The sequence below is a fragment of the Sphingopyxis sp. genome (assembly GCF_019459305.1).
Classification (GTDB): domain Bacteria; phylum Pseudomonadota; class Alphaproteobacteria; order Sphingomonadales; family Sphingomonadaceae; genus Sphingopyxis.
The window spans coordinates 13608-32890 of record NZ_JAIBES010000087.1 but is presented as its reverse complement, the minus strand read 5'-3'; the positions used below and the strand labels follow the sequence as shown (position 1 = coordinate 32890).

The 19283-nt window shown below is 63.1% G+C and carries 16 protein-coding genes, 1 tRNA gene and 1 pseudogene; 8 read left to right on the top strand and 10 right to left on the bottom strand.

The features are described from left to right. Window positions 1–60: 60 nt before the first annotated feature. The 5 genes and pseudogenes from K0M74_RS10505 to gdhA all read right to left on the bottom strand — a co-directional run. Window positions 61–2409 (bottom strand): annotated as a pseudogene (locus K0M74_RS10505) (cytochrome c3 family protein); the annotation flags it as partial. Beyond that, on the bottom strand, window positions 2409–4340 hold the full coding sequence (locus K0M74_RS10500; RefSeq protein ID WP_293971597.1) for a hypothetical protein: 1932 nt from the start codon (window positions 4338–4340) through the stop codon (window positions 2409–2411). The gene K0M74_RS10500 and the pseudogene K0M74_RS10505, both read right to left, overlap by 1 nt. Before the next feature lie 3 nt (window positions 4341–4343). Then, window positions 4344–6323, bottom strand: coding sequence for a heme-binding protein (locus K0M74_RS10495; RefSeq protein WP_293971594.1), 1980 nt, complete (start codon window positions 6321–6323; stop codon window positions 4344–4346). Between the two features lie 4 nt (window positions 6324–6327). Beyond that, complete coding sequence (locus K0M74_RS10490; protein WP_293971591.1) at window positions 6328–7782, bottom strand: multiheme c-type cytochrome; 1455 nt, start codon at window positions 7780–7782, stop codon at window positions 6328–6330. A 54-nt stretch (window positions 7783–7836) separates the two neighbouring features. After that, entirely contained in the window at window positions 7837–9192 is a 1356-nt protein-coding gene (gdhA, locus tag K0M74_RS10485; RefSeq protein WP_088440079.1) for an NADP-specific glutamate dehydrogenase, read from the bottom strand. A 158-nt stretch (window positions 9193–9350) separates the two neighbouring features. Here gdhA and K0M74_RS10480 point away from each other — a divergent pair, with 158 nt between their 5' ends. Next, window positions 9351–10301, top strand: coding sequence for a tetratricopeptide repeat protein (locus K0M74_RS10480; protein WP_293971587.1), 951 nt, complete (start codon window positions 9351–9353; stop codon window positions 10299–10301). 175 nt (window positions 10302–10476) lie between these two features. Here K0M74_RS10480 and putA read toward each other — a convergent pair whose 3' ends face one another. After that, window positions 10477–13572 carry a bifunctional proline dehydrogenase/L-glutamate gamma-semialdehyde dehydrogenase PutA gene (putA, locus tag K0M74_RS10475; RefSeq protein ID WP_293971584.1) on the bottom strand — a complete coding sequence of 1032 codons (3096 nt, stop codon included), beginning with the start codon at window positions 13570–13572 and terminating at the stop codon, window positions 10477–10479. Window positions 13573–13670: 98 nt separating this feature from the next. On the opposite strand from putA, the gene K0M74_RS10470 reads away from it, so the two are divergent. The 3 genes from K0M74_RS10470 to K0M74_RS10460 all read left to right on the top strand — a co-directional run bounded on the left by K0M74_RS10470 (window position 13671) and on the right by K0M74_RS10460 (window position 15693). Then, window positions 13671–14141 carry an Lrp/AsnC family transcriptional regulator gene (locus K0M74_RS10470; RefSeq protein ID WP_293971581.1) on the top strand — a complete coding sequence of 157 codons (471 nt, stop codon included), beginning with the start codon at window positions 13671–13673 and terminating at the stop codon, window positions 14139–14141. A gap of 48 nt (window positions 14142–14189) precedes the next feature. Next, a tRNA-Gly gene (locus K0M74_RS10465) sits at window positions 14190–14263 on the top strand. Between the two features lie 197 nt (window positions 14264–14460). Next, window positions 14461–15693: an integrase arm-type DNA-binding domain-containing protein gene (locus tag K0M74_RS10460; protein WP_293971578.1), complete on the top strand. Its 1233-nt coding sequence runs from the start codon at window positions 14461–14463 to the stop codon at window positions 15691–15693. 162 nt (window positions 15694–15855) lie between these two features. Here K0M74_RS10460 and K0M74_RS10455 read toward each other — a convergent pair whose 3' ends face one another. From K0M74_RS10455 to K0M74_RS10440, 4 genes are all read right to left on the bottom strand, one after another. Continuing rightward, complete coding sequence (locus K0M74_RS10455; protein WP_293971575.1) at window positions 15856–16710, bottom strand: hypothetical protein; 855 nt, start codon at window positions 16708–16710, stop codon at window positions 15856–15858. 189 nt (window positions 16711–16899) lie between these two features. Next, window positions 16900–17049, bottom strand: coding sequence for a hypothetical protein (locus tag K0M74_RS10450; protein ID WP_293971572.1), 150 nt, complete (start codon window positions 17047–17049; stop codon window positions 16900–16902). A gap of 20 nt (window positions 17050–17069) precedes the next feature. Continuing rightward, on the bottom strand, window positions 17070–17288 hold the full coding sequence (locus K0M74_RS10445; protein ID WP_293971569.1) for a helix-turn-helix domain-containing protein: 219 nt from the start codon (window positions 17286–17288) through the stop codon (window positions 17070–17072). 23 nt (window positions 17289–17311) lie between these two features. Then, window positions 17312–17674 carry a DUF2513 domain-containing protein gene (locus K0M74_RS10440; RefSeq protein WP_293971567.1) on the bottom strand — a complete coding sequence of 121 codons (363 nt, stop codon included), beginning with the start codon at window positions 17672–17674 and terminating at the stop codon, window positions 17312–17314. A 163-nt stretch (window positions 17675–17837) separates the two neighbouring features. Here K0M74_RS10440 and K0M74_RS10435 point away from each other — a divergent pair, with 163 nt between their 5' ends. From K0M74_RS10435 to K0M74_RS10420, 4 genes are read left to right on the top strand one after another with little or no spacing between them, the layout of a single operon-like run. After that, window positions 17838–18221, top strand: coding sequence for a hypothetical protein (locus K0M74_RS10435; protein WP_293971564.1), 384 nt, complete (start codon window positions 17838–17840; stop codon window positions 18219–18221). Continuing rightward, window positions 18218–18748, top strand: coding sequence for a hypothetical protein (locus tag K0M74_RS10430; RefSeq protein WP_293971561.1), 531 nt, complete (start codon window positions 18218–18220; stop codon window positions 18746–18748). The genes K0M74_RS10435 and K0M74_RS10430 overlap by 4 nt, the downstream gene beginning before the upstream one ends. After that, window positions 18745–19005, top strand: a complete 261-nt coding sequence (locus K0M74_RS10425) for a hypothetical protein (RefSeq protein ID WP_293971558.1) — start codon at window positions 18745–18747, stop codon at window positions 19003–19005. Before K0M74_RS10430 ends, K0M74_RS10425 begins: the two co-directional genes overlap by 4 nt. Next, window positions 19002–19205: a hypothetical protein gene (locus K0M74_RS10420; RefSeq protein ID WP_293971555.1), complete on the top strand. Its 204-nt coding sequence runs from the start codon at window positions 19002–19004 to the stop codon at window positions 19203–19205. Before K0M74_RS10425 ends, K0M74_RS10420 begins: the two co-directional genes overlap by 4 nt. The last annotated feature ends 78 nt before the right edge of the window (window positions 19206–19283 follow it).

Here is a 19283-nt window from a genome sequence, read left to right as displayed (position 1 = left end):
CCCCCCCCCCGCCCCCCACAAAAAGTGCCGGGCGCCGCGCCCCCCGCGCCCCTACCGGGGGGCGCCCGCCGCCTTGGCGTTGAAATGCGGCCCCGGCGTCACCGCCTGCTTGACCAGGCTGACCTGCCATTCGAGCTTGGGGTCGACGATCGAACGCTGGATCAGCCCGATCACCTCGGCATCGTCATTATACTGGAATTCGAAGCGGCGCCGTCCGTCGGGGTTGCGCAGCAGCGCGAGATTGTTGCCCTGCGGCCGCGCCGCGACATTCGACGTGAGCAAGTTGGGGAAGGCGTCGGCAGTGCCGTGGCAATCCTTGCAGCTGATCTCGACCGCATTGGCCACTTCGCCCTGGATATAGCCATTGCCATGGCTGTCCTGCGCGAAGTGGCAATCGGCGCATTGCATCCCCTTTTCAGCGTGGATGTCCATCATATGCACCGACTTGCCCGGGTTGATACCGGGCGGCACGAACTTGCCTTCAACCCCCGGTTTGCCGGGATCAGCGCTCGACAGGCACAGGTCGCGCTGCTTGGGATCGGTGTAATGGCTGCAGCTTCTGCGCCATTTTTCGGGATCCCTGGGGTCGATGATGTTCGCGGTATCGGTGCCGTAGGTCGACATATTGCCGTCGGCGTTCAGCAGATTGCCATTGCGGTCGCGCTTGAAAATGCCGCGGAAGTTCCAGCCATGGCCGTGATAATCGGCGAACTGTGTATCCTTGTTGCTGTCGTTGACGTCATAGACGTCACGCAGAAACTCGACGTCGGCCCATAGTCCGCGCGTCGCCGCGGCCTCGGGGTTGCGTTCAAGCACCGCATGCGCCTCGGCCGCGGTCGGATAGCGCTGCTGCTTGTACTTTTTCTGATAGTCCTCGTCGCTCATTCCCGGCGGGCGCGGCGCGCTATTGTTGGGGCCGGGCCACATCTGCGGCGCGTCGGATTCATAGTCCCACATCGTGTAGCCGAGGTACGAGTTCAGGAAGATGTTCGGCTGGTGCATGTGGCACGTCATGCACTGTGAGGTCGGGATCGCGCGGGTGAAGGCGTGGCTGATCGGATGCCCCGATTCGCGGCGCGGGCGCGGTTCGCGTTGCGGCGCGCCAGCCGCTGCGGCGGCTGGGTCGATCAACCCGCCATGTCCGGTTCCGCCAACAAAGCCGTCGTCGGGGGCCATATGCGATGCCTCGGAATGGCCGCCACCCGCGGACTTTTTGTCGCCGCCATGGCCGTCGCCAGTCCAGAGCTTCTCGCGGATCGTTGGATCGACGGTGTCGGTTTCGCCGTCGCGGCCATATTTGGCGTAGGTCAGGCTATGCCGCGGCTCGCGGTCATTGGCATAGACGACGTGGCAGCCCGAGCAGCCCGAATGGCGGTAATCGCCGGGCTGATCGTTCGTCCCCATGAACCACATCAAGGGATCGTTGAGACGCGTCTTGTGGATGTTGAGCACCGGGATCGCGACGCGCAGCCCCGTGCCGGGACCGCGGTTCGACTGTTTGAGGTCGGGGCGCCCGGGCTCCTCGAGCCGCTGGATACTGCCGGACGGGTTGGGCAGGCCGATTTCGGGGAATTGCGTCGCGATGTTGCGCCCTCCGCGTTCGAAGACGCGGAACACGTCGCCCGGCGGGATCACGCTCCAGCGCGGCAGCGGATACATTTTGGCCAGTGCGCCGCGCTTTTTCTCGTCGTCGGTCAGGATCTTGTCGAACCCGAAGCTGGGCTTGCACGCCTCCTTATATTCCTCTGCGGTCAGCCGCGAAGAGGGCGAAAGGATACAGGCGGCCTCGCCAGTGCGCGTATAAGCCTCTCCAAATACGTAATTTTTATACGGTACGATCCCATTGTTATAGGCAGCGCCGCCCCACAGCATTGCCGAGGTCGACATTAGCGAGCGTTCGGTGGCCTCGATCACTTCGAGATGGCAGGCGCCGCACGCCTCGCGCGCGACGCGGTAGTCGCTGGGGTTTACGAAGCGAATGAATTCGGGCGATTCCTTGTTGAGCAATGTGTAGCTGCGCTGCGGGTTCGCCGAGCTGTCGTGCCAGGCGCCGGGCAAGGTGGGCTGCGGATGCGCGAGCGCCATCACCGCCTTGTTGGTGGCGTGCGTGTAGCCGAGCGAGGGGGAGCCGACCTGGCTCGCGTCGCCGCCGTGGCAATCGGTGCAGCCCAAACGCACCGCAGGCGTCGCGTGCATCGACGGCTGGTCGGTGTGCGTGTGGCAGCTGTAGCAGCCCTCCGACTTCGCGCTGACATCGGCCTCGCTTTGTTCGCGCGGCGCGGGCGGCGTGAAGCGATAGGTGATCTTGAGCGGCTTCTCTTCCTCGGCGGCGCGAACCACACTGGCGCCAAATGCGGCACACATCGTGACGAAGGCCAGCAGAGCAAAGAGTTTGCGCATCATCATCATCAAAAACTCAAAATTACATTGGCGAGGATCGACACATAGGCGTCGTTCTTCTGCTTGTTATCGAACAGATCCTTGAACCCCTCGCCGGGCAGCAGCACCGCGCCGCTGAGACGTCCGACGATGTTCTGAGTCGCCTTCGGCCGCCAGATAGTCGCGACCGACAAGTCGAAGCCAATATCCTTGGGGATCGATCCTTCGGTGCGCAGCGCCTGCAGCGACGAGGTATTTTCGAACCACAGATGATTGGCGTTGGCACTGACGCGAAATTCGGGGGTCAGGTCGAAATCGGCACCGACGCCAACGAACACGGTGCCGGGGTTGTTGAAATTCGACTGCCCCTCTTCCTTCGAAGAACGTAGCGAATTCAGGATGCCGTTGCGGCCGTTGATCGAAATGACGCGGCCGCCCCCGGCAAAGGGGATCGTCTGGCGGATCCAATAGCTGGTGTCGGCGCCGCCGAAGATCGGGTTTTCGAAAATCGCGTCGAAGCCGCCCTCGGTGTTGTTATACGGATCGCCGTCGCCGGTCGCGTATAGGCCCGAAAGACGGAAGCGCATCCAGTCATAGTCGTAGCTGAGCTCGACTGCGCCAAAGCCCGCGCGAATTTGCGCCGGTTTGCTGGTGAAGAAGCTGTTCCGGTCTTCGCCGAGCGCCGCATAGAAGCTTGCGGTCAGATTGATCCGCCCGATCCGTCCGTCGGCGCTGTAACCCAGATAAACGACATCATATTCGCGCCCACGCAGGTCGCCGAGCAGCGCCGGGCGCACCGGAAAGCCGTTGTGGTCGATCTGCACGTCGTTCTTTTCGCGGTTCATATTATAGGTCACGCTGACCTGGCTGGTCAGCCCGACGACCGGAAAATCCTGGCGATAGAGGTTGGCGGTCAGGATGAAGTCGTCGCGCGGGGACTGGGTGATGTCGTTCAGACCCGAATTGGTGTCTTTTTCGAGCCGCCAGAAGGCCGCGAAATTATATTGGAAACGATTGTTGTCGCGATTGCCGAAAAAACGCAGCCCGAGCTGGCTGTCATTGAACAGGAAGCCGCGAAAATCGCTCTGGAACGGCTGGATACCAAGCCGCACTGAATAAAAGTCATAACGGTCCGACGTGTTGCCGAGATGCTTGTCGATGAAAAATTCCTGCACCCCCAGGAACGAGTCGTAGCGATGGCTCGACTTCGACGGGCGCACGTCGAGGACGCGCCGTTCGGGGACGTCGACATAATTGGCCTGATAGGCAAGGGTGACGCGATATTCGATGTCGGGCGGCTTGAACGCGGTCGACCCCTTGATCAGCGCCGCGCCGACGATGAAGGTCTGGGCAAGGACAAAGCTGCGGTCCTTGCCGAACACGTCGAGGCTGCCAGGGCGTTCGGTGGTCTGGACCCCAACGGGGATCGGGAAGGTGCGCGGTTCGAACACGGTGTCGGACACCGCATTGGCGACGATGAACCAGTCGTCGCCCTTGATCGGCAACCACGGCACCTTGCTACGGTCGATCGCGCGGTCGCCCTTATAGGTGTTCTGGTGATAGGGGTCGAACCAGCGTTCCTTGACCACGCCGAGTGACTCGATGAGGCGCCAGCGGTCGGGGACCGGCAACTGGTCCTCCATTCCCGGAAACGCCTGCGGCGGCGGCGGGCGCAGCGCGCCGACATTGTCCTGGCTGAGCGCGTCGGGCAGGTCGGGGCGATAGCCGGGACGGCGTCGCCCTTCGATGATCTGGGTGACCAGATCGTCCTTGATCATGTCCTGCCAGTCGACGGGCGGCGGCGGCGGAATCAGTTCGTCGGCGGGCTGTTCGGCAGTCGCAGCGTCCCCGGCAACTGGCGGATCTTCGGGCGCGGGCGGCGGCGGCGTCACCTCGGCCCCCGGCGCGCCCTGCGCCGCGAGGCTCGCGATGATCGGCCAAAGGCTACCCCCCGCCATCATCGCCTACAGCCCGTCGCAGACATTTTGCTGCGCCGTGTCGAGGAACGGCGCGAACGGGCAGCTGATATAGCGCAGCCGCACCGTCCGGTTGTCGGCGAGCGTCACGACGACGCGGTCGGAGCGGAGGGTCGCCGGGGCATTGCCGATGCCGCCGACCCGCGCGCCGCCGTTATGCGCGCCGAGAAAGCTGATCATATCGTCCTGATCGATGCCGTCGCCCGACACCCCGATCGCCCCGACCAGCTGGTTGCCGCGATAAATGGGGACCGACCCGGGAAAAATCTGGATGCCGTTCTGCAGCCGGTTCTGCCCCGCCGCCACGTCGGGCAGCGTCGTACAGCGTTGCGGCGTATCGGTCGGACTCGCACCCGAAACGAAGCCCAGATGCGCGCCAAGATCGCCGATGATCAGTGCCGATTGCAGCCCGGTGGAGAAGGGATTGAACTGCGCGATCGGACGCGACAGCGGCCCCGGCGGACGTCCGACTTCGCCATCGGGGAAATAGGGTCGCGAGAGATTTCCATTGGCGCGGTCGGAGAAGGCTATCGTGCCGGTGAGCGCGGCGGGATTGTTCAGGAAGGTGCGCGTCGCGGGGACAAACTGGCGGATGTCGGCGCTGGCATTGGCGCCGAGCTCAGTCGCGGCCTGTGCGCCCGAGAAAAAGGCCGCGGTGCGTGCTTTTTGCAGGCTGACGTCGGTCCCGAAAATCGGCGCGTCGGGCGAACGGACGATGCCGAGCACCGAACCGTGCGTGTCGACGATGCTGATCGTCACCTGCGCACGGCTGTCGAGCGGGCGGCGGATCTGCGCGCGGGCGCGGCTCATCACCGTGAACGCCTCTTCGAGCACCGCGCGCGCCTCCGCCTGCGACAGCGGCGCGCTGTTGGTCGCGCCGTCGGTCCCGGCGCGCAGCGGATAGCGGTTGGTGCCGCTGCCGTCGGTCAGAACAAAGGCATCGCGGTTCGAAAATTCGGCGGCAGTCGACGCGCGAATGCCCGACGCTTCGCTGCCATAGGCGGTCCCCGCGGTCACCGCGGCATTGGCATAGCCGATGACCGCGACCAGACTGCCCGCGCTGCCGTTGAGACTTGCAAAGCTCGCGCCGCCGCTGGTCATCACCCCGGCAAAACTCGCGTCGGAAAAGCGCAAGCTGGTTCCATCGACGGTGATCTTGTCGGCGGTGATCGTCGAGGGCGCTTCGAACCCGCGCGTTCCCGCCAGCGCGATGAATTCCTCGGGGTCATTGTCGATGTCGAGGATATTGGGATCGCTGCCATAGACACCGTCGCCCATCACCCCGATGCCGCCGACGAGCACGCCATTCTTGTAAAGCGGCAGCCCGCCCGGATCGGCGGCGAGGCCGAGCGGGGAGCGTTTCGGGCCGATCAGCGCTGCGCCGCCCGCCGCGCCGAAACGCGCCGACAGGTCGCTGCACGGCAGCTGGCTGAACTGCACCCCGAACAGCGGGCCGCTTTCGAGCCCGACGGTCGTCGGCGCGGGCGGGAAATGTTCCTGGACGATCTGGCTGGCGGTGCGGGTCGAAAAGGCGTTTCCGCCGCTCGACAGATACGCGCCCGTCACCGCCTTAGCGATCGCGCCGCCTTCGGCTGGAAAAGTGACATTCTGCGCGTCGATGTTCACGCCGTTCGGCGCGCCGGCGGTCGTCGCCGTCGCGCGCGCGCCGGTCATGCGGAACACGCCCAGGACATTGCCGACGCGGTCGGTTACCGCGATCACCGAGGGCAGGCCGCGCGCTTGCGCTTCCGCTATGGCTTGCGCCAGCACGCGCTCAACGTCGCTCGTGGTCAGCGCCTCGGCGGCAGGCGGGGTGTAGAGGCCGCCAGTCGGGGTCGGGGTGGGCGAGGGGGTCGGACTTGGCGTCGGCGTGCTGCCTCCGCCGCCTCCACCTCCGCATGATGTCAGCAGCAACGCCCCCATCGCGGCAAAGGCCGCTGAGCGGAAGAATTGGTTTTTCGTTCGCATGATCTTACCGCAACGCCCGGATGGCGCGCACGGCGCTGCCGAGCGACGCCTGGAATTCGGCGGGCTTATACGCGTTGGGATCCTTTACCGCGGCATACGCCCGGTCGATGTCGCCGCGGATACCCGCTGCGGCTCCGACCGTGACGCGGCCAGACGACACCATCGCATTGAGCAAGGTATCGACCCCCATCACCGCCTGCTGCGACCCCGAATAATCGGTGAAGCGGTCGCCGATCGCTTTCGCCGAAATCGCATCGACCATCGCAAAGGCGTCGGTCCCCGTGAAGCTGCGCGCCGCAAAGGCGCTCTTGAGCGCCGCGACGGTCTGCGACAACTGTGCCGCGGCAGCGACCGCGCTGGGGCGGTCAGTCGCTATCGCCTTGTGGAACGCCGCGGTGCGCGCCGCGAGCTGGTCGGCGAGCGCGGGTGCGGCCAGCCGCGCGGCGGCGGCGAGCATGATCAGATTTTCGTCATTATAGGGCGGCATCCCCTCCGGAATTTGCCGCCCGGGATTGTCGACTCCGGTCCGCACCGGCTTTGCCTGATCGAAGATGCGGCGATGGCAGCTGTGACAATCGAGGAAATAGAATTCGGGGAACATCCCTTCGGTCCCGCGCCGCGACTGGAACAGCGCCAGACTGCGCTCGATCGCGGTCGCCTGGCCCACTGCCCACATCTGGACATGGTCGGTGCGCGCGTTTGCGGCGCCGAACTTGCGCCAGCCATAATCGGCATCCTCCTGATGATGCGCCTGTAGCGAGGAGAAGAGGTCGAGCTCGAAGGCGATGCGCGGATGCCCCGCCGCCATGATGCGGTGGGTGACGAACTGCCCGTCGCTGGCCGACCCGAAATGGCAATCGACGCACACCCCGGCGCGGACCACCGGATCCTCGAGCTTTTTCAGCCCCGCCGACAGGTTGGCGAGATGTTTCTGGCGCATTTCGGCGTCGGGATTGGCGCTGGTCCCAACCCCGGCATAGTGGCTGGCGAGCCAGCCCCCCGCGGGGCCGTGGCACGACTCGCAGCCGACGCCATCTTCGGTCGGCACGCTGCCGCGCATTGCACCCTTGGCAGCAACCGCACCGGCGGTCGCGTGACAGCCGATGCACATCTGCGCCGTTGCGGGATCGCCGATGCCCAGATTGCGCGCGATGAACTGGCTGCGATTGTTGCTCAGCACCGCCCACGCGCGGCTGTGGGCGCCGCCGGGGGTCGATGGTTCCTGCCATTTCATCAGCTCGTCCTGGCGCACGACGGTCCCGTCGCCCTCCATCCGGCCGTGGCAGGTCGATCCGGCGCACGACGCCACACCAGTGTAACGCGCACCGCTTTCACCCTGCGAGCGGGCAGGGGCAGCGAAGACGAACTCCGCCAGCGCAAGCGCAAGCAGCATCAACGCCAGAGCCGCAAACGCAGCCCAAGGCCGATCGCCGCGCTCCTTCCCAGCGTGCGTCGTCATTCGCGCATACCCCTTTTCCCCCGACCCGACACTTTTTGCGCCTTAGGACCGCAATTACACTACCCCGAAAGCCAGCATCGCGTCAGCGACTTTCTTGAAGCCGCCGATGTTAGCCCCCTTCACATAATCGATATAGCCGCCGCCCTGATCGCCATAGGTGATGCAGCTTTTGTGAATGCCGTCCATGATGTCTTTGAGCATCTGCTGCAGCTCGGGCTCGCTCCAGCTGCGACGCCCGCTGTTCTGGCTCATTTCCAGCCCCGACACCGCGACGCCCCCGGCATTGGCCGCCTTGCCCGGCGCGAACATGATCTTCGCGTCTTTGAAGACATGCACGCCTTCCAGATTGGTCGGCATGTTGGCGCCTTCGCTGACCGCGATACAGCCATTTTTGACCAGTTCGCGCGCGTCGTCGCCGAGCAGCTCGTTTTGCGTCGCGCACGGAAGTGCGACGTCGCACTTCACGCCCCACGGCGTTTTGCCCGCGGTGAAGCTGGCGCCCTTAAATTCGTCGCAATATTCCTCGATCCGGCCCCGGCGGTGGGTCTTGTGGGTTTTGACCCAATTGATCTTTTCCTGATCGATGCCGTCGGGATCGTGGATGAAGCCGCCCGAATCGGAGAGGGTCAGCACCTTGCCGCCGAGCTGGACGATCTTTTCCGCCGCGTGCGTCGCGACATTGCCCGAACCCGAGATAACCGCAGTCTTGCCGACCAGATCCTGTCCCTTGGCGGCGAGCATGTTGGCGAGGAAATAGACCGCGCCATAGCCGGTCGCCTCGGTGCGGATCAGCGAGCCGCCCCATTCGAGCCCTTTGCCGGTGAGCACCCCGGTGAATTCGTTGGTGATCCGCTTATACTGGCCGAACATGAAGCCGATTTCTCGCCCGCCCACCCCGATGTCGCCCGCGGGCACGTCGATGTCGGCGCCGATGTGGCGATACAGCTCGGTCATGAAGCTTTGGCAAAAGCGCATGATCTCGCGCACGCTCTTGCCCTTGGGATTGAAGTTCGACCCGCCCTTGCCGCCGCCCATCGGCAGCCCGGTGAGCGCATTTTTGAACGTCTGTTCGAACGCGAGGAATTTGAGCACCGATTCGGTGACCGACGGGTGGAAACGAATGCCGCCCTTGTACGGGCCGATGGCATTGTTGTTCTGGACGCGCCAGCCACGCTGGACGCGGACATTGCCGTTGTCATCCTCCCAGCAGACGCGGAATGATACGACTCGGTCGGGTTCGGCAATGCGCCGCAAGATCTGCTGCGCGTGATATTCTTCCTTGTCGGCGATGAAGTCGAAGATGTCTTCCGACACCTCCTGAACTGCCTGCACGAACTCGGGCTGCCCCGGGTTACGCTTCTTTACGCCTTCCATGAACGTCGAAAAATCGACGTGATCCGAAACTGCCATGCACCCCTCCCCTAGTATGACTGGGAAAGCCGGTGCGACCCCGACGATTTTAATCGTTGACCGACCTTGTGTGTCAAAGGCTACACCATCGCCAAGCAAAGGCAATATGATGGCGCGCACAGGCGGCATTTTTCCGCTGCGCGCGCAAAGGGGCAAAAATGAGCGAGACCAAGAGCATCGGCGAAGGCGCGAAGCGCGGCATGACCGGCCCCAATCGCGCGATTCTGATTGCCGCTTTTGTGCTGCTGGCGGCGGCAATCGGCTACGCAAACTGGCGCGATTCGGCGCCCGCGGGGGCCGATCCGGCCGCGCACGCCGTCGCCCCGCCGTCCGACCAGCTTGCCGCTCTCGAGGCACGCACCAAAAGCGAACCGAACAGCGCCGAAGCGTGGACCGCACTCGGCGCGGCGCGATTCGACCTCAGCGATTTTGGCGGTGCCGCCGCGGCGTATGAAAAAGCGACTGCGCTCTCGCCCGAGTCGGCGGGGCTGTGGTCGGCGCTGGGCGAGGCGCGGGTGATGGGCAGCGACAGCGACCCGATGCCCGCCGCTGCGCTCGCCGCTTTCGACAAGGCAATTGCGCTTGATGCCAGGGATCCCCGCGCGCGCTATTTCCTCGCGGTGAAAAAGGACATTGGCGGCGATCATCAGGGCGCGATCAACGACTGGTTCGCGCTGCTCACCGACACGCCGCAGGGCGCGCCGTGGGAGGCCGACCTCCGCCGCACGATCGAGCAGGTCGGTGCGATCCACAAGATCGACGTCGCCAGCCGCCTCGCGAGCACGCAGGCGCGCCCGCTGACCGCCGACGAATTACCCGTCGCCGCCCGCGGCATTCCGGGGCCGAGCCGCGCCGACATGGAAGCCGCGTCGCAACTGCCCAAGGGTCAGCAGGATCAAATGATCCAGGGCATGGTCGAGGGGCTGGAGGCCAAGCTGAAGTCCAATCCTGCCGACGTCGACCGCTGGATCATGCTGATGCGGAGCCGGATGACGCTGGGCGAAACCGCGAAAGCCGCGCAGGCGCTGAAGGACGGGATTGCTGCGAACCCCGCGGCGGCGGGGCGGCTGAAGGCGCAGGCGCAGTTGCTGGGGGTGCCGGGGGCGTAGAATTAATTTGGTTCGCACAAAGTCCAAAGCCACGAAGACTATCCGCTCTCCGCTCGCCCTGAGCTTGTCGCAGGGCCGTTCTTTTTTGACCGCGGAAGAAGACCGGGCTTCGACAAGCTGAGCACGAACGGTTTTGAGACTCTCTTTGTGCCTCCGCTTCTCCGCGTGAACCCTGTTACCCCGCCATCAACGCCGCATTGCCGCCCGCCGCGGTGATGTCCGTGCTGATCGTCTTTTCCTCGGCAAAGCGGTGCAGATAGTGCGGCCCGCCCGCCTTTGGGCCGGTCCCCGACAGCCCGCGCCCGCCGAACGGCTGCGAGCCGACGATGGCACCGATCTGGTTGCGGTTCACATAGACGTTGCCGACCTGCGCGCGCGCAGCGATATGCGCCGCGACGCCGTCGATGCGGGTGTGGACGCCGAGCGTCAGGCCATAGCCCGAGGCGTTGATCGCATCGATCAGCGCGTCGAGCTCGCCGCCCTTCCATGTCGCGACGTGCAGCACGGGGCCGAAAATCTCGCGTTTCAAATCGGTGACATGATCGAGACGGATCACCACCGGTGGGACGAAATGGCCGCCCGCGGGCAGGTTGGTGCGCTGCGCTTGGGCGATCACGCGCCCCGCGGCGCGCGCTTCGGCGACATAGGCCGCAATATTGGCCTGCGCCTCGTCGTCGATGATCGGGCCGACGTCGGTTGATAGCAGCGCGGGCTCGCCAACATTCAACTCGGCCATCGCGCCCGCAACCATCGCAATCATCGTGTCGGCGACATCCTCTTGCACGCACAGCAGGCGCAGCGCCGAACAGCGCTGCCCCGCTGACTGGAACGCGCTCGCCACCGCATCGCGCGCGACCTGTTCGGGCAGCGCGGTCGAATCGACGATCATCGCGTTGGCGCCTCCCGTCTCGGCGATCAAAGTGGCGATCGGGCCGTCGCGCAGCGCGAGGCCGCGGTTGATCGCGCGCGCGACTTCGGTCGATCCGGTAAAGGCGACGCCGATGATATCGGGGTTACCGGTGAGCGCCGCGCCTACCGTCTCGCCGCGGCCGGGGAGATAGTGAAGCACGTCGCCGGGGATTCCCGCCTCAAGCAACAATTCCACCGCGGCGTGGGCGATCAGCGGCGTCTGTTCGGCGGGCTTCGCCAGCACGCTATTGCCCGCGGCGAGCGCTGCCGCGACCTGGCCTAGGAAGATCGCGAGCGGGAAGTTCCACGGGCTGATGCACACGAACACCCCCTTGCCCTCGAGCATCAGCTCGTTGCGCTCGCCGGTCGGACCGGGCAGCGCGACGGGGTAGGTGAAATCGGCGCGCGCCTGACCCGCATAATAGCGCAGGAAATCGACCGCCTCGCGCACCTCGGCGATCGCGTCGACCAAAGTCTTGCCCGCCTCGTCGATCGCGAGGCCCAGGAAGAGCGCATCATGCTCTTCGAGCAGATCGGCAGCGCGTTCGAGCCGTTCGGCGCGGAAAGCGCCCCCCGCCAGGCTCCAATTGCCGTGCGCGGCGCGGGCTGCGGCGACGGCATCGGCAACCGCCGCGCGGTCGGCCTCGATCACCTGACCGACGACGGCGCCCGTCGCGGGATTGCGCACCGCCTCGCCTGCACCCGCGCGCGCTACGCCGCCAACGATCGGTGCCGCGACCCGGTCGCTGCGCCGTGCCGCACCGATCGCGGCGACCAGCGCCTCGGGGACACCGGGTTCGCCCAGATCATAGCCGCGCGAATTGCGGCGCGCCGGATCGAACAGGCCAAGGCCCGTCGCAATCTTTGACGTCGCGGCGCTGGCGACGCTGCGCGGATCGACCGCGAGCTGTTCGGCGCTGACATCGGGGTCCGAGAATTGATGCACGAAGCTGGAGTTCGCGCCATTTTCGAGCAGGCGGCGGACGAGATAGGCGAGCAGGTCGCGGTGCGTGCCAACGGGGGCATAGACGCGCACCGGGCGCGGCGGTGGGAACAGCGCGACAAGCGCATCGTGTGCGCCCTCTCCCATGCCGTGCAGCCGCTGCAGTTCATAGTCGGCGCCCGCGAACAATTCGGCGACAAAGGCTAGTGTCATCGCATTATGGCTGGCGAACGCCGGATAGATGCAATCCTGGCAATCGCGCAGCAACTGGGCGCAGCGCATATAGTTCAGGTCGGTGTGGAGTTTCGCGGTGAACACCGGGAAGTCGCCGAGCCCCAACGTCTGCGCACGCTTGATCTCGGTATCCCAATAGGCGCCCTTGACCAGCCGCATCGACAGCTTGACCCCGCGCGTCCGCGCGCGGTTCGCGAGCCACTCGATAACCGCGGGCGCGCGCTTCTGATACGCCTGGATCACGATGCCGAGGCCGGTCCAGCCATCGGCGATGCCCGCGTCGATCAGCGCCGCGAACACATCTATATGCGGTTCCAGCCGGTCGCTTTCCTCAGCGTCGATCATCAGCGGAATGTTCACCGCCCTCGCCGCTTGCGCGAGCTCGATCACCCGCGGCACCAGCTCGCCGATCACCCGTGCGCGCTGGAGATATTCATAGCGCGGGTGGAGCGCCGACAGTTTGATTGAAATGCCGTGATTGGCATGCGGATCGCCGGGCTTGGCGTCCTTGCCGATGCGGGTAATCGCGTCGGCATAGCTGGTAAAATAGCGCGCCGCGTCCTCGGCAGTGCGCGCCGCTTCGCCGAGCATGTCGAAGCTTGCCAGCTCCGATTTCTGCTTGTCGGCACGCTTGACCGCGGCATCGATCGTCTCGCCCATCACGAACTGCTGGCCCAGCAGCTTCATCGCCGCGAGCGCCGCCTGACGGATCACCGGCTCGCCCGAGCGGCGGACCATCGATTTGAGCAAGGTCAGCGGGTTCGCTTTGCTGCCCATCGCATCGAGCATCAAGGTCGCCGACCCCAGCGACAGGCCGCGTGCCGACAGCGCGACGATCAGCGGGCTGTCGTCGTCATCGCCCTCGGCCCAGTGGCGCCCGGCGATCTTGTCCCGGATCAGCGCATTGGCGGTCGCGCTGTCGGGAACGCGCAGCAGCGCTTCGGCGAGGCACATCAGCACAACGCCTTCTTCGGTCGACAGGCGGTAGCGGTTCATCAACTGCGCGACGAGCGTCTCGCGGTCACCCTCGGCCTTGGCCTTGCGGATCAGATCGAGCCCGCGCCGGGTCACCGCCTCGACGCTGGCGGTCGAGGTCGCAAGAACCGTGCGCAGTTCGACGACGACGTCGGATTCGCTGCGGCGGGCGAGGGCGCGGATGGCGGCGCGGTCGGTGGGTTGGGTCATGGCCGCACCATATCGCAGGATCGGTCGGCGATCCGACTGAATTTCGACTTCTGAAATTATCTTTTGACCTATTGTTTGGCCAGTTTTAGGTGATTCGCATGAAGAATGCGATCCTCGCAGTCGATCTGGACGATTTCGACCGGAAAATCCTGGCGATTCTGCGCCAGGACGGCCGCATCACCTTCACCGATCTCGCGCAGCAGGTCGGCCTGTCGAAGACCCCCTGCCAGCAACGCGTCCGGCGGCTGGTCGAAAAGGGCGTGATCACCGGTTTTGCAGCGATCGTCGATCCCGCCAAGGTCGGACTCGATCATGTCGCATTTGCCGAGGTGAAGCTGTCGGACACCCGCGAGGCGGCGCTCAAACAATTCAACGCCGCGGTGCGCGCGATTCCCGAGGTCGAGGAATGCCACATGATCGCGAGCAGCTTCGACTATCTGCTCAAGGTCCGCACCGTCGACATCCGCCGCTATCGCATCGTCCTGGGCGAAAAAATCTCTAGCCTGCCACACGTCGCCAGCACCTCGACCTTCGTCGCGATGGAAACAATCAGCGAAACGACGCGCTGATACGAATATTGACCGCCGCCCCCACCTGTGCCAATCGCGCAGCGCCGAGCGGGTGTAGCTCAATGGTAGAGCTTTTGCTTCCCAAGCAAGTGACGAGGGTTCGATTCCCTTCACCCGCTCCATAATCCTGTTCCGATCTGTTCGAAATTGCCTTTACAGGCCTCAAAAAATCCCGGTATTTAAGGGTTTGTTGATCCAATCCGTTCGCCCGCATTCAAATGCAATCAGGTATGAGCGGGGGCCACATATGGGGCCACCTGGATATCGGCAGCCTCGTGGCCCCCCGCGCCGGGGGCCAGATTGGGAAAGGTTTTGCAGGATGCCGCTAACGTCGATCGCTATTCAGAACGCCAAGCCGCGAGAAAAACCCTACAAAATGGGTGATGCCTTGGGCCTGTTTCTCCTGATCCAACCCTCAGGCGGTAAGCTCTGGCGGCTAAAGTACCGGATAGACGGCCGCGAAAAGAAGCTAGGCTTAGGCACTTTCCCCGATGTCTCTTTGGGCGAAGCTCGCAAGCGGCGTGACGAAGCCCGCTCGTTGATCGCCGCCGGCAAGGATCCATCGATCGAGCAGCGCAAAACCAAGCTGCGCTCTCGCATCTCGGCTGACAATACGTTCGGCGCCATCGCGGTTGAAATGATCGCCAAGCAAAAGGAAGACCAAACGTGGGCGCCTTCGACAGCGAAACGCTGCGAACACCTGTTATCGCTTTTGCGTCCGTCGCTGTGGAGGATGCCAATCACTGAGATCGAAGGCATCGACGTCTATGCCGCAGTGAATAGCATCCAAACTGCGGGTAAGATTGAAAGCGCTCATCGCACAATGCAACTCGCCGGCGCAGTTTTCCGATTCGCAGTTCAAAGCGGCAGGTTAAAGTCTGACCCAACGCGCGATCTTCGCGGCGGATTGAAGAAGCGCAAAATCGTCAGTCACGCTGCAATTATCGCGGAACCGGAACTCGGAGCGTTGCTGCGTGCAATCGACGGATATGGCGGCCAGGGCGCAGGCGTGACGCGACTAGCCTTGCAGATCGCTGCGCATGTTTTCGTTCGTCCGAGCGAACTGAGGCACGCGCGGTGGGATGAAATAGACCTGGACGAGGCCGTATGGTGCATCCCGCCCGAGAAGACCAAGATGAGAAAGCCCCACAATGTGCCCCTGTCGCATCAAGTAATCGGCCTCTTTCGCGAGTTACATTCGATTACCGGACCGTCCGGTTATGCCTTCCCAAGCGTTCGGACCCGCGCCCGGCCAATGAGCGAGAATACAATCAACGCCGGGCTGCGGCGCCTCGGATATTCCAACGATGAAATGACCGGTCACGGCTTTCGATCTACTGCCTCAACGCTGCTCAATGAATCTCGCAAATGGCATCCGGATGCGATTGAACGGGCGCTGTCGCACGGCGATCCCGACAAGGCGCGCGGGATCTATAATCGCAGTCCCTATTGGGACGAACGGGTAAAAATGGCGCAATGGTGGTCGGATTATCTCGACCAGTTGCGCAAGGGCGGCATTGTCGTGCCCATTGGCGGAAAAGCTCGCGCCTAGTTTTACGGGCGCAAGTTAGCCAGACAGTTCGCTGGCGGCTTTGCGACTGCCGAGCGCTTGCGGTCGACCGACAGGGAAACTCCATCGGCCTGCCGGTATTCATACCGCGGCATTTTAAGGTCAAAAACTACCCTCGGCCGCGAATTCTCTGACACTGGCTTATCAGTCATGATTTGCCTCCACAGGGTTAAGTCTAAGGTCAAAATGGTGCTTACGACGAATCCATTTAAAGCCTTCGTGCTTCGTTACGACGCAGATGTCGGTGTCACCGCCGACAGTATCAGCACCGGGAGAAAAACGCACATAAGCCTTCGTCGTTTCCACAAGGAAATCAGCTAGAGCGATTGCGTCCTGTACCGGCATCGCAGGCGATATCAACCGCGCACGCGTATGTGTTTCAATATGACTCAGGACTGAATCCAAGTTCTCTTCCGGCAATCCAATCTCGAGCAGCGCCCGAGGAAGAAACTGGCTGTAGCCATTTACGATCCGGTTAATTGCCTCCGGCTGACCGTCATAGAGGACATCAAATTCATCTTTACCGGCCAAGCGTTCGGGCTCCGGACATTCACCGTTCACGATGCGTATCCGCCAGATTTCGCCGTGCATTTCTTTTGAGCAATTGCCTGCAATCCAGAACTGAAATTCATGGTTGCCCGTCGGCTTGTTCTCGAGCTTTTGATAATGATCATCAAAGAAGAATTCACGCGCGCGATCCACGACCTGCTCGATCGTGTAATCCTCAGGGTCAACGTACCATTCGTCAGCGATATCAGTGAGACGAACCCGGAGGTCCTTCGCGAGGGTGCTAATCGACACGGGACCGATATTGCCCATTCCGCATGTCATCGCTGCGATCGGCAGGCCTTTGCGCAGATTGAAGACCTTGTTGCCATGCGAGTACACGTTCGCGATCAGCGGCGTGCCGTCTTCGAGCGATGAATCGATAAGGGACGACGCGCTGTCGGCGGCGAAGACTATACAGTCATGAACTTTCACCGCGACGCAGACCGTCATAGCACCCCCACTACCGAGCTTGAATCATACGGCGAGTCCTGAGTCAATGTATGCCGCCGCTGGAGAGGCTGGCGGGCGGGTAGTCTCAAGCTTCCGCCCCGAGGCTATGACGTCTCACACTTGGCCGACCAGCGCGTCCACAATCTAGCGAAAGGATTGCCCGCGCAACGCGAGAAAGCGCCGATTTTGTTACTCTGGCACCTTGGATCCGACGTGCGCCACGACGAGGATGGCCAGAAAGGCGAGGACAAGCCAGTCGAGCCACGACGTTTCAGTATGAGTCCACATCGCTGCAGCTTGCAAAGGGATCGCGCTGAGCAGGATGAAGAAGACCACCATCCATCGGGACCGGTCATTGCTCACTCGGGCACCACTACGCCGACCTTGCCAGACTTGCGCGTAAAGTCGGCGCCTGCCACTTCGAGCGCAGCGCGCATTTTGTCGACTGATGATCCTGCGACACTATCGCCACGCTCGAAGCGCGCCACCGTCATTCGTCCCACGGCTGCTTTTGCAGCCAGGTCGTCGGTGGTCCATTTCAGCCCCACGCGGGCCATCTTTGATTGGGTCGGCGTCATTTCTGGTTCCGTTCGCGGGGTCGTTAAAGGATTGGAATGCCAAGAGCGGCCGCTTTAGCTTTCATGTAGCCGGCAGCGACTTCCATAATCAGTGGAAGGGAAAATGACCCGACCTTGCCTGCCGCAGTCTTCGTTTTTTCCCAAATCTCAGGATCACGGGTTTTTTCCAGAAACTCGTGGCCGCTCCATGTAAGCGAGATATTGGCGAACTGAGGCGGGCCCTTCAGCAGCTTTAAGCTGGCACCCTCAAGCAAGCCCGCGTCAAATGCTAACCTCGTGTGCTCGGCAATTATATCCTCGGTGAACCCTTCAAACGCCGGCATCCTTTGCAGGGCGGCTTTTGGAGACTCCTCCACCGCAAGCAGCAACTTGCGCAACAAATCCATGTCCCGTTTCATGGTGGTAACTCTATTACCAATTTGCGCTTGACGCAACCTCGTTGAAAATGATAATTATGTTATCACTTGGGAGACGCCTAAGTCGGGCCAGAGCGTTGGTTGCACCCTCCGCCCCGGCCCTAACCACCACCGACTACTAGGAGTCGAACACATGGCTGATAATACCGATAGCGCCGGAAGCTCGGGCGCGACACAGATTCCCGACGAGCTTGCGCCCGGCCTCGACATTTTTGCAGCGACGTGGCTGCAGAAATGGACCGATGCCGGCGGGGCGGTGCAGATCAATCGTGACGGCAGCGGCGGCTTTTGGAGACCGGAATATTGGGGCAGTCCCGAATATGCGGAGCCACCGGCAGATTGGCCGGATGCTCTGCGCGACGAGTCTGCCAGCTTCCGCCGCAATGCCTATGACGGCAAAATGTTAGCCCTGCTCGATCTGCTCGAGGCGATGCCCTGCGGCGCTGCTGCGGTGAAGGCTCACATGCATTCACATGGTCTCCGCTCTTTCGTCGGCCGCCAGGGAAATATCGCATGACCCGCGCACTAGAACTCCGCAATGTTCAGCCGATGGCACCTGTAGCGATGCCAAGCCTTCGCCTCTTCGCGAGCATTCCGCCCGAATTCGCCGCCCACGCCGTCACCGACACCGGATGCTTGCCGCTGATCGCGCCCGGCGAGGTCGCGGTCGTTACCGATCAGCCCCTGTTATACCCCGAAAGCGGCGGCTGGTATCTGGTCGAGCAGAGCGCCGGAACGACCTTCTACGGCCGCGAGAAGCGCGTTCGCTCAATCGACGTCGTCTACAGCAAGAATGGGAGTGATGGCGAAGTCCGATGGTGGGCAAAAAGCCCCGGCCAGCGCCGCCGCGGTGTCGTTGAAATGTCCGACGGTCCGCTTGAACTAAAGTACATGACCGAGAAGATATTGGGCCGCGTCGTGGGCATCCACGCTCCCGATCGCGTCTCTGCGAACCCTCCTGACGACGAGCTGCGGGCCATACTTAAATACGAGCCTGATTGGCTACGTCCCTACAACGATGCAATGTCAGGGAGGCAGAAATGATCCGCCCCGCCGAGGTTGAGGCCGCCGCTAACATATTGCTCGCAAACATTCACGCGGTGGGTCGATCACTTCTCACCCAAATTGCGCAATCCGCCATTGATCGGCTCGATGAAATCGATGGCGATACCGATCTTGAATGCGGAGGCGACATAGAACCGAATGGGGACGAAACCGATTGGTCGGCGCCGGGCGATCATGGCGAATATCGTGCGCGCATTCCCGTTTACCTCGCGCACAAATGGTCTCCGACGCCATGATCGCGGTGCCGCAAATTGAGGTCCGGCGGGACCGCAAGGGATTTGAGGTCGCCGTATCGTCGCCCAGCACCAGATTCGATCGTCCGTTTCCGCCCTCACATCACGCAAACCATGGCGCGGCCCTTTATGCGGCCCGCCTTTTCAGCGAGGCGACCGGCTGGCGCGTTATCGATCGCGTCGATGCCGGGTTTGGAGCCTGACCCGACCGTGGTTATGCTCGAGTCAGGGGATAGGCCGGCCAGCCGACAAGCGCGTTTCCCACGTGCTTCCCCTGCGAT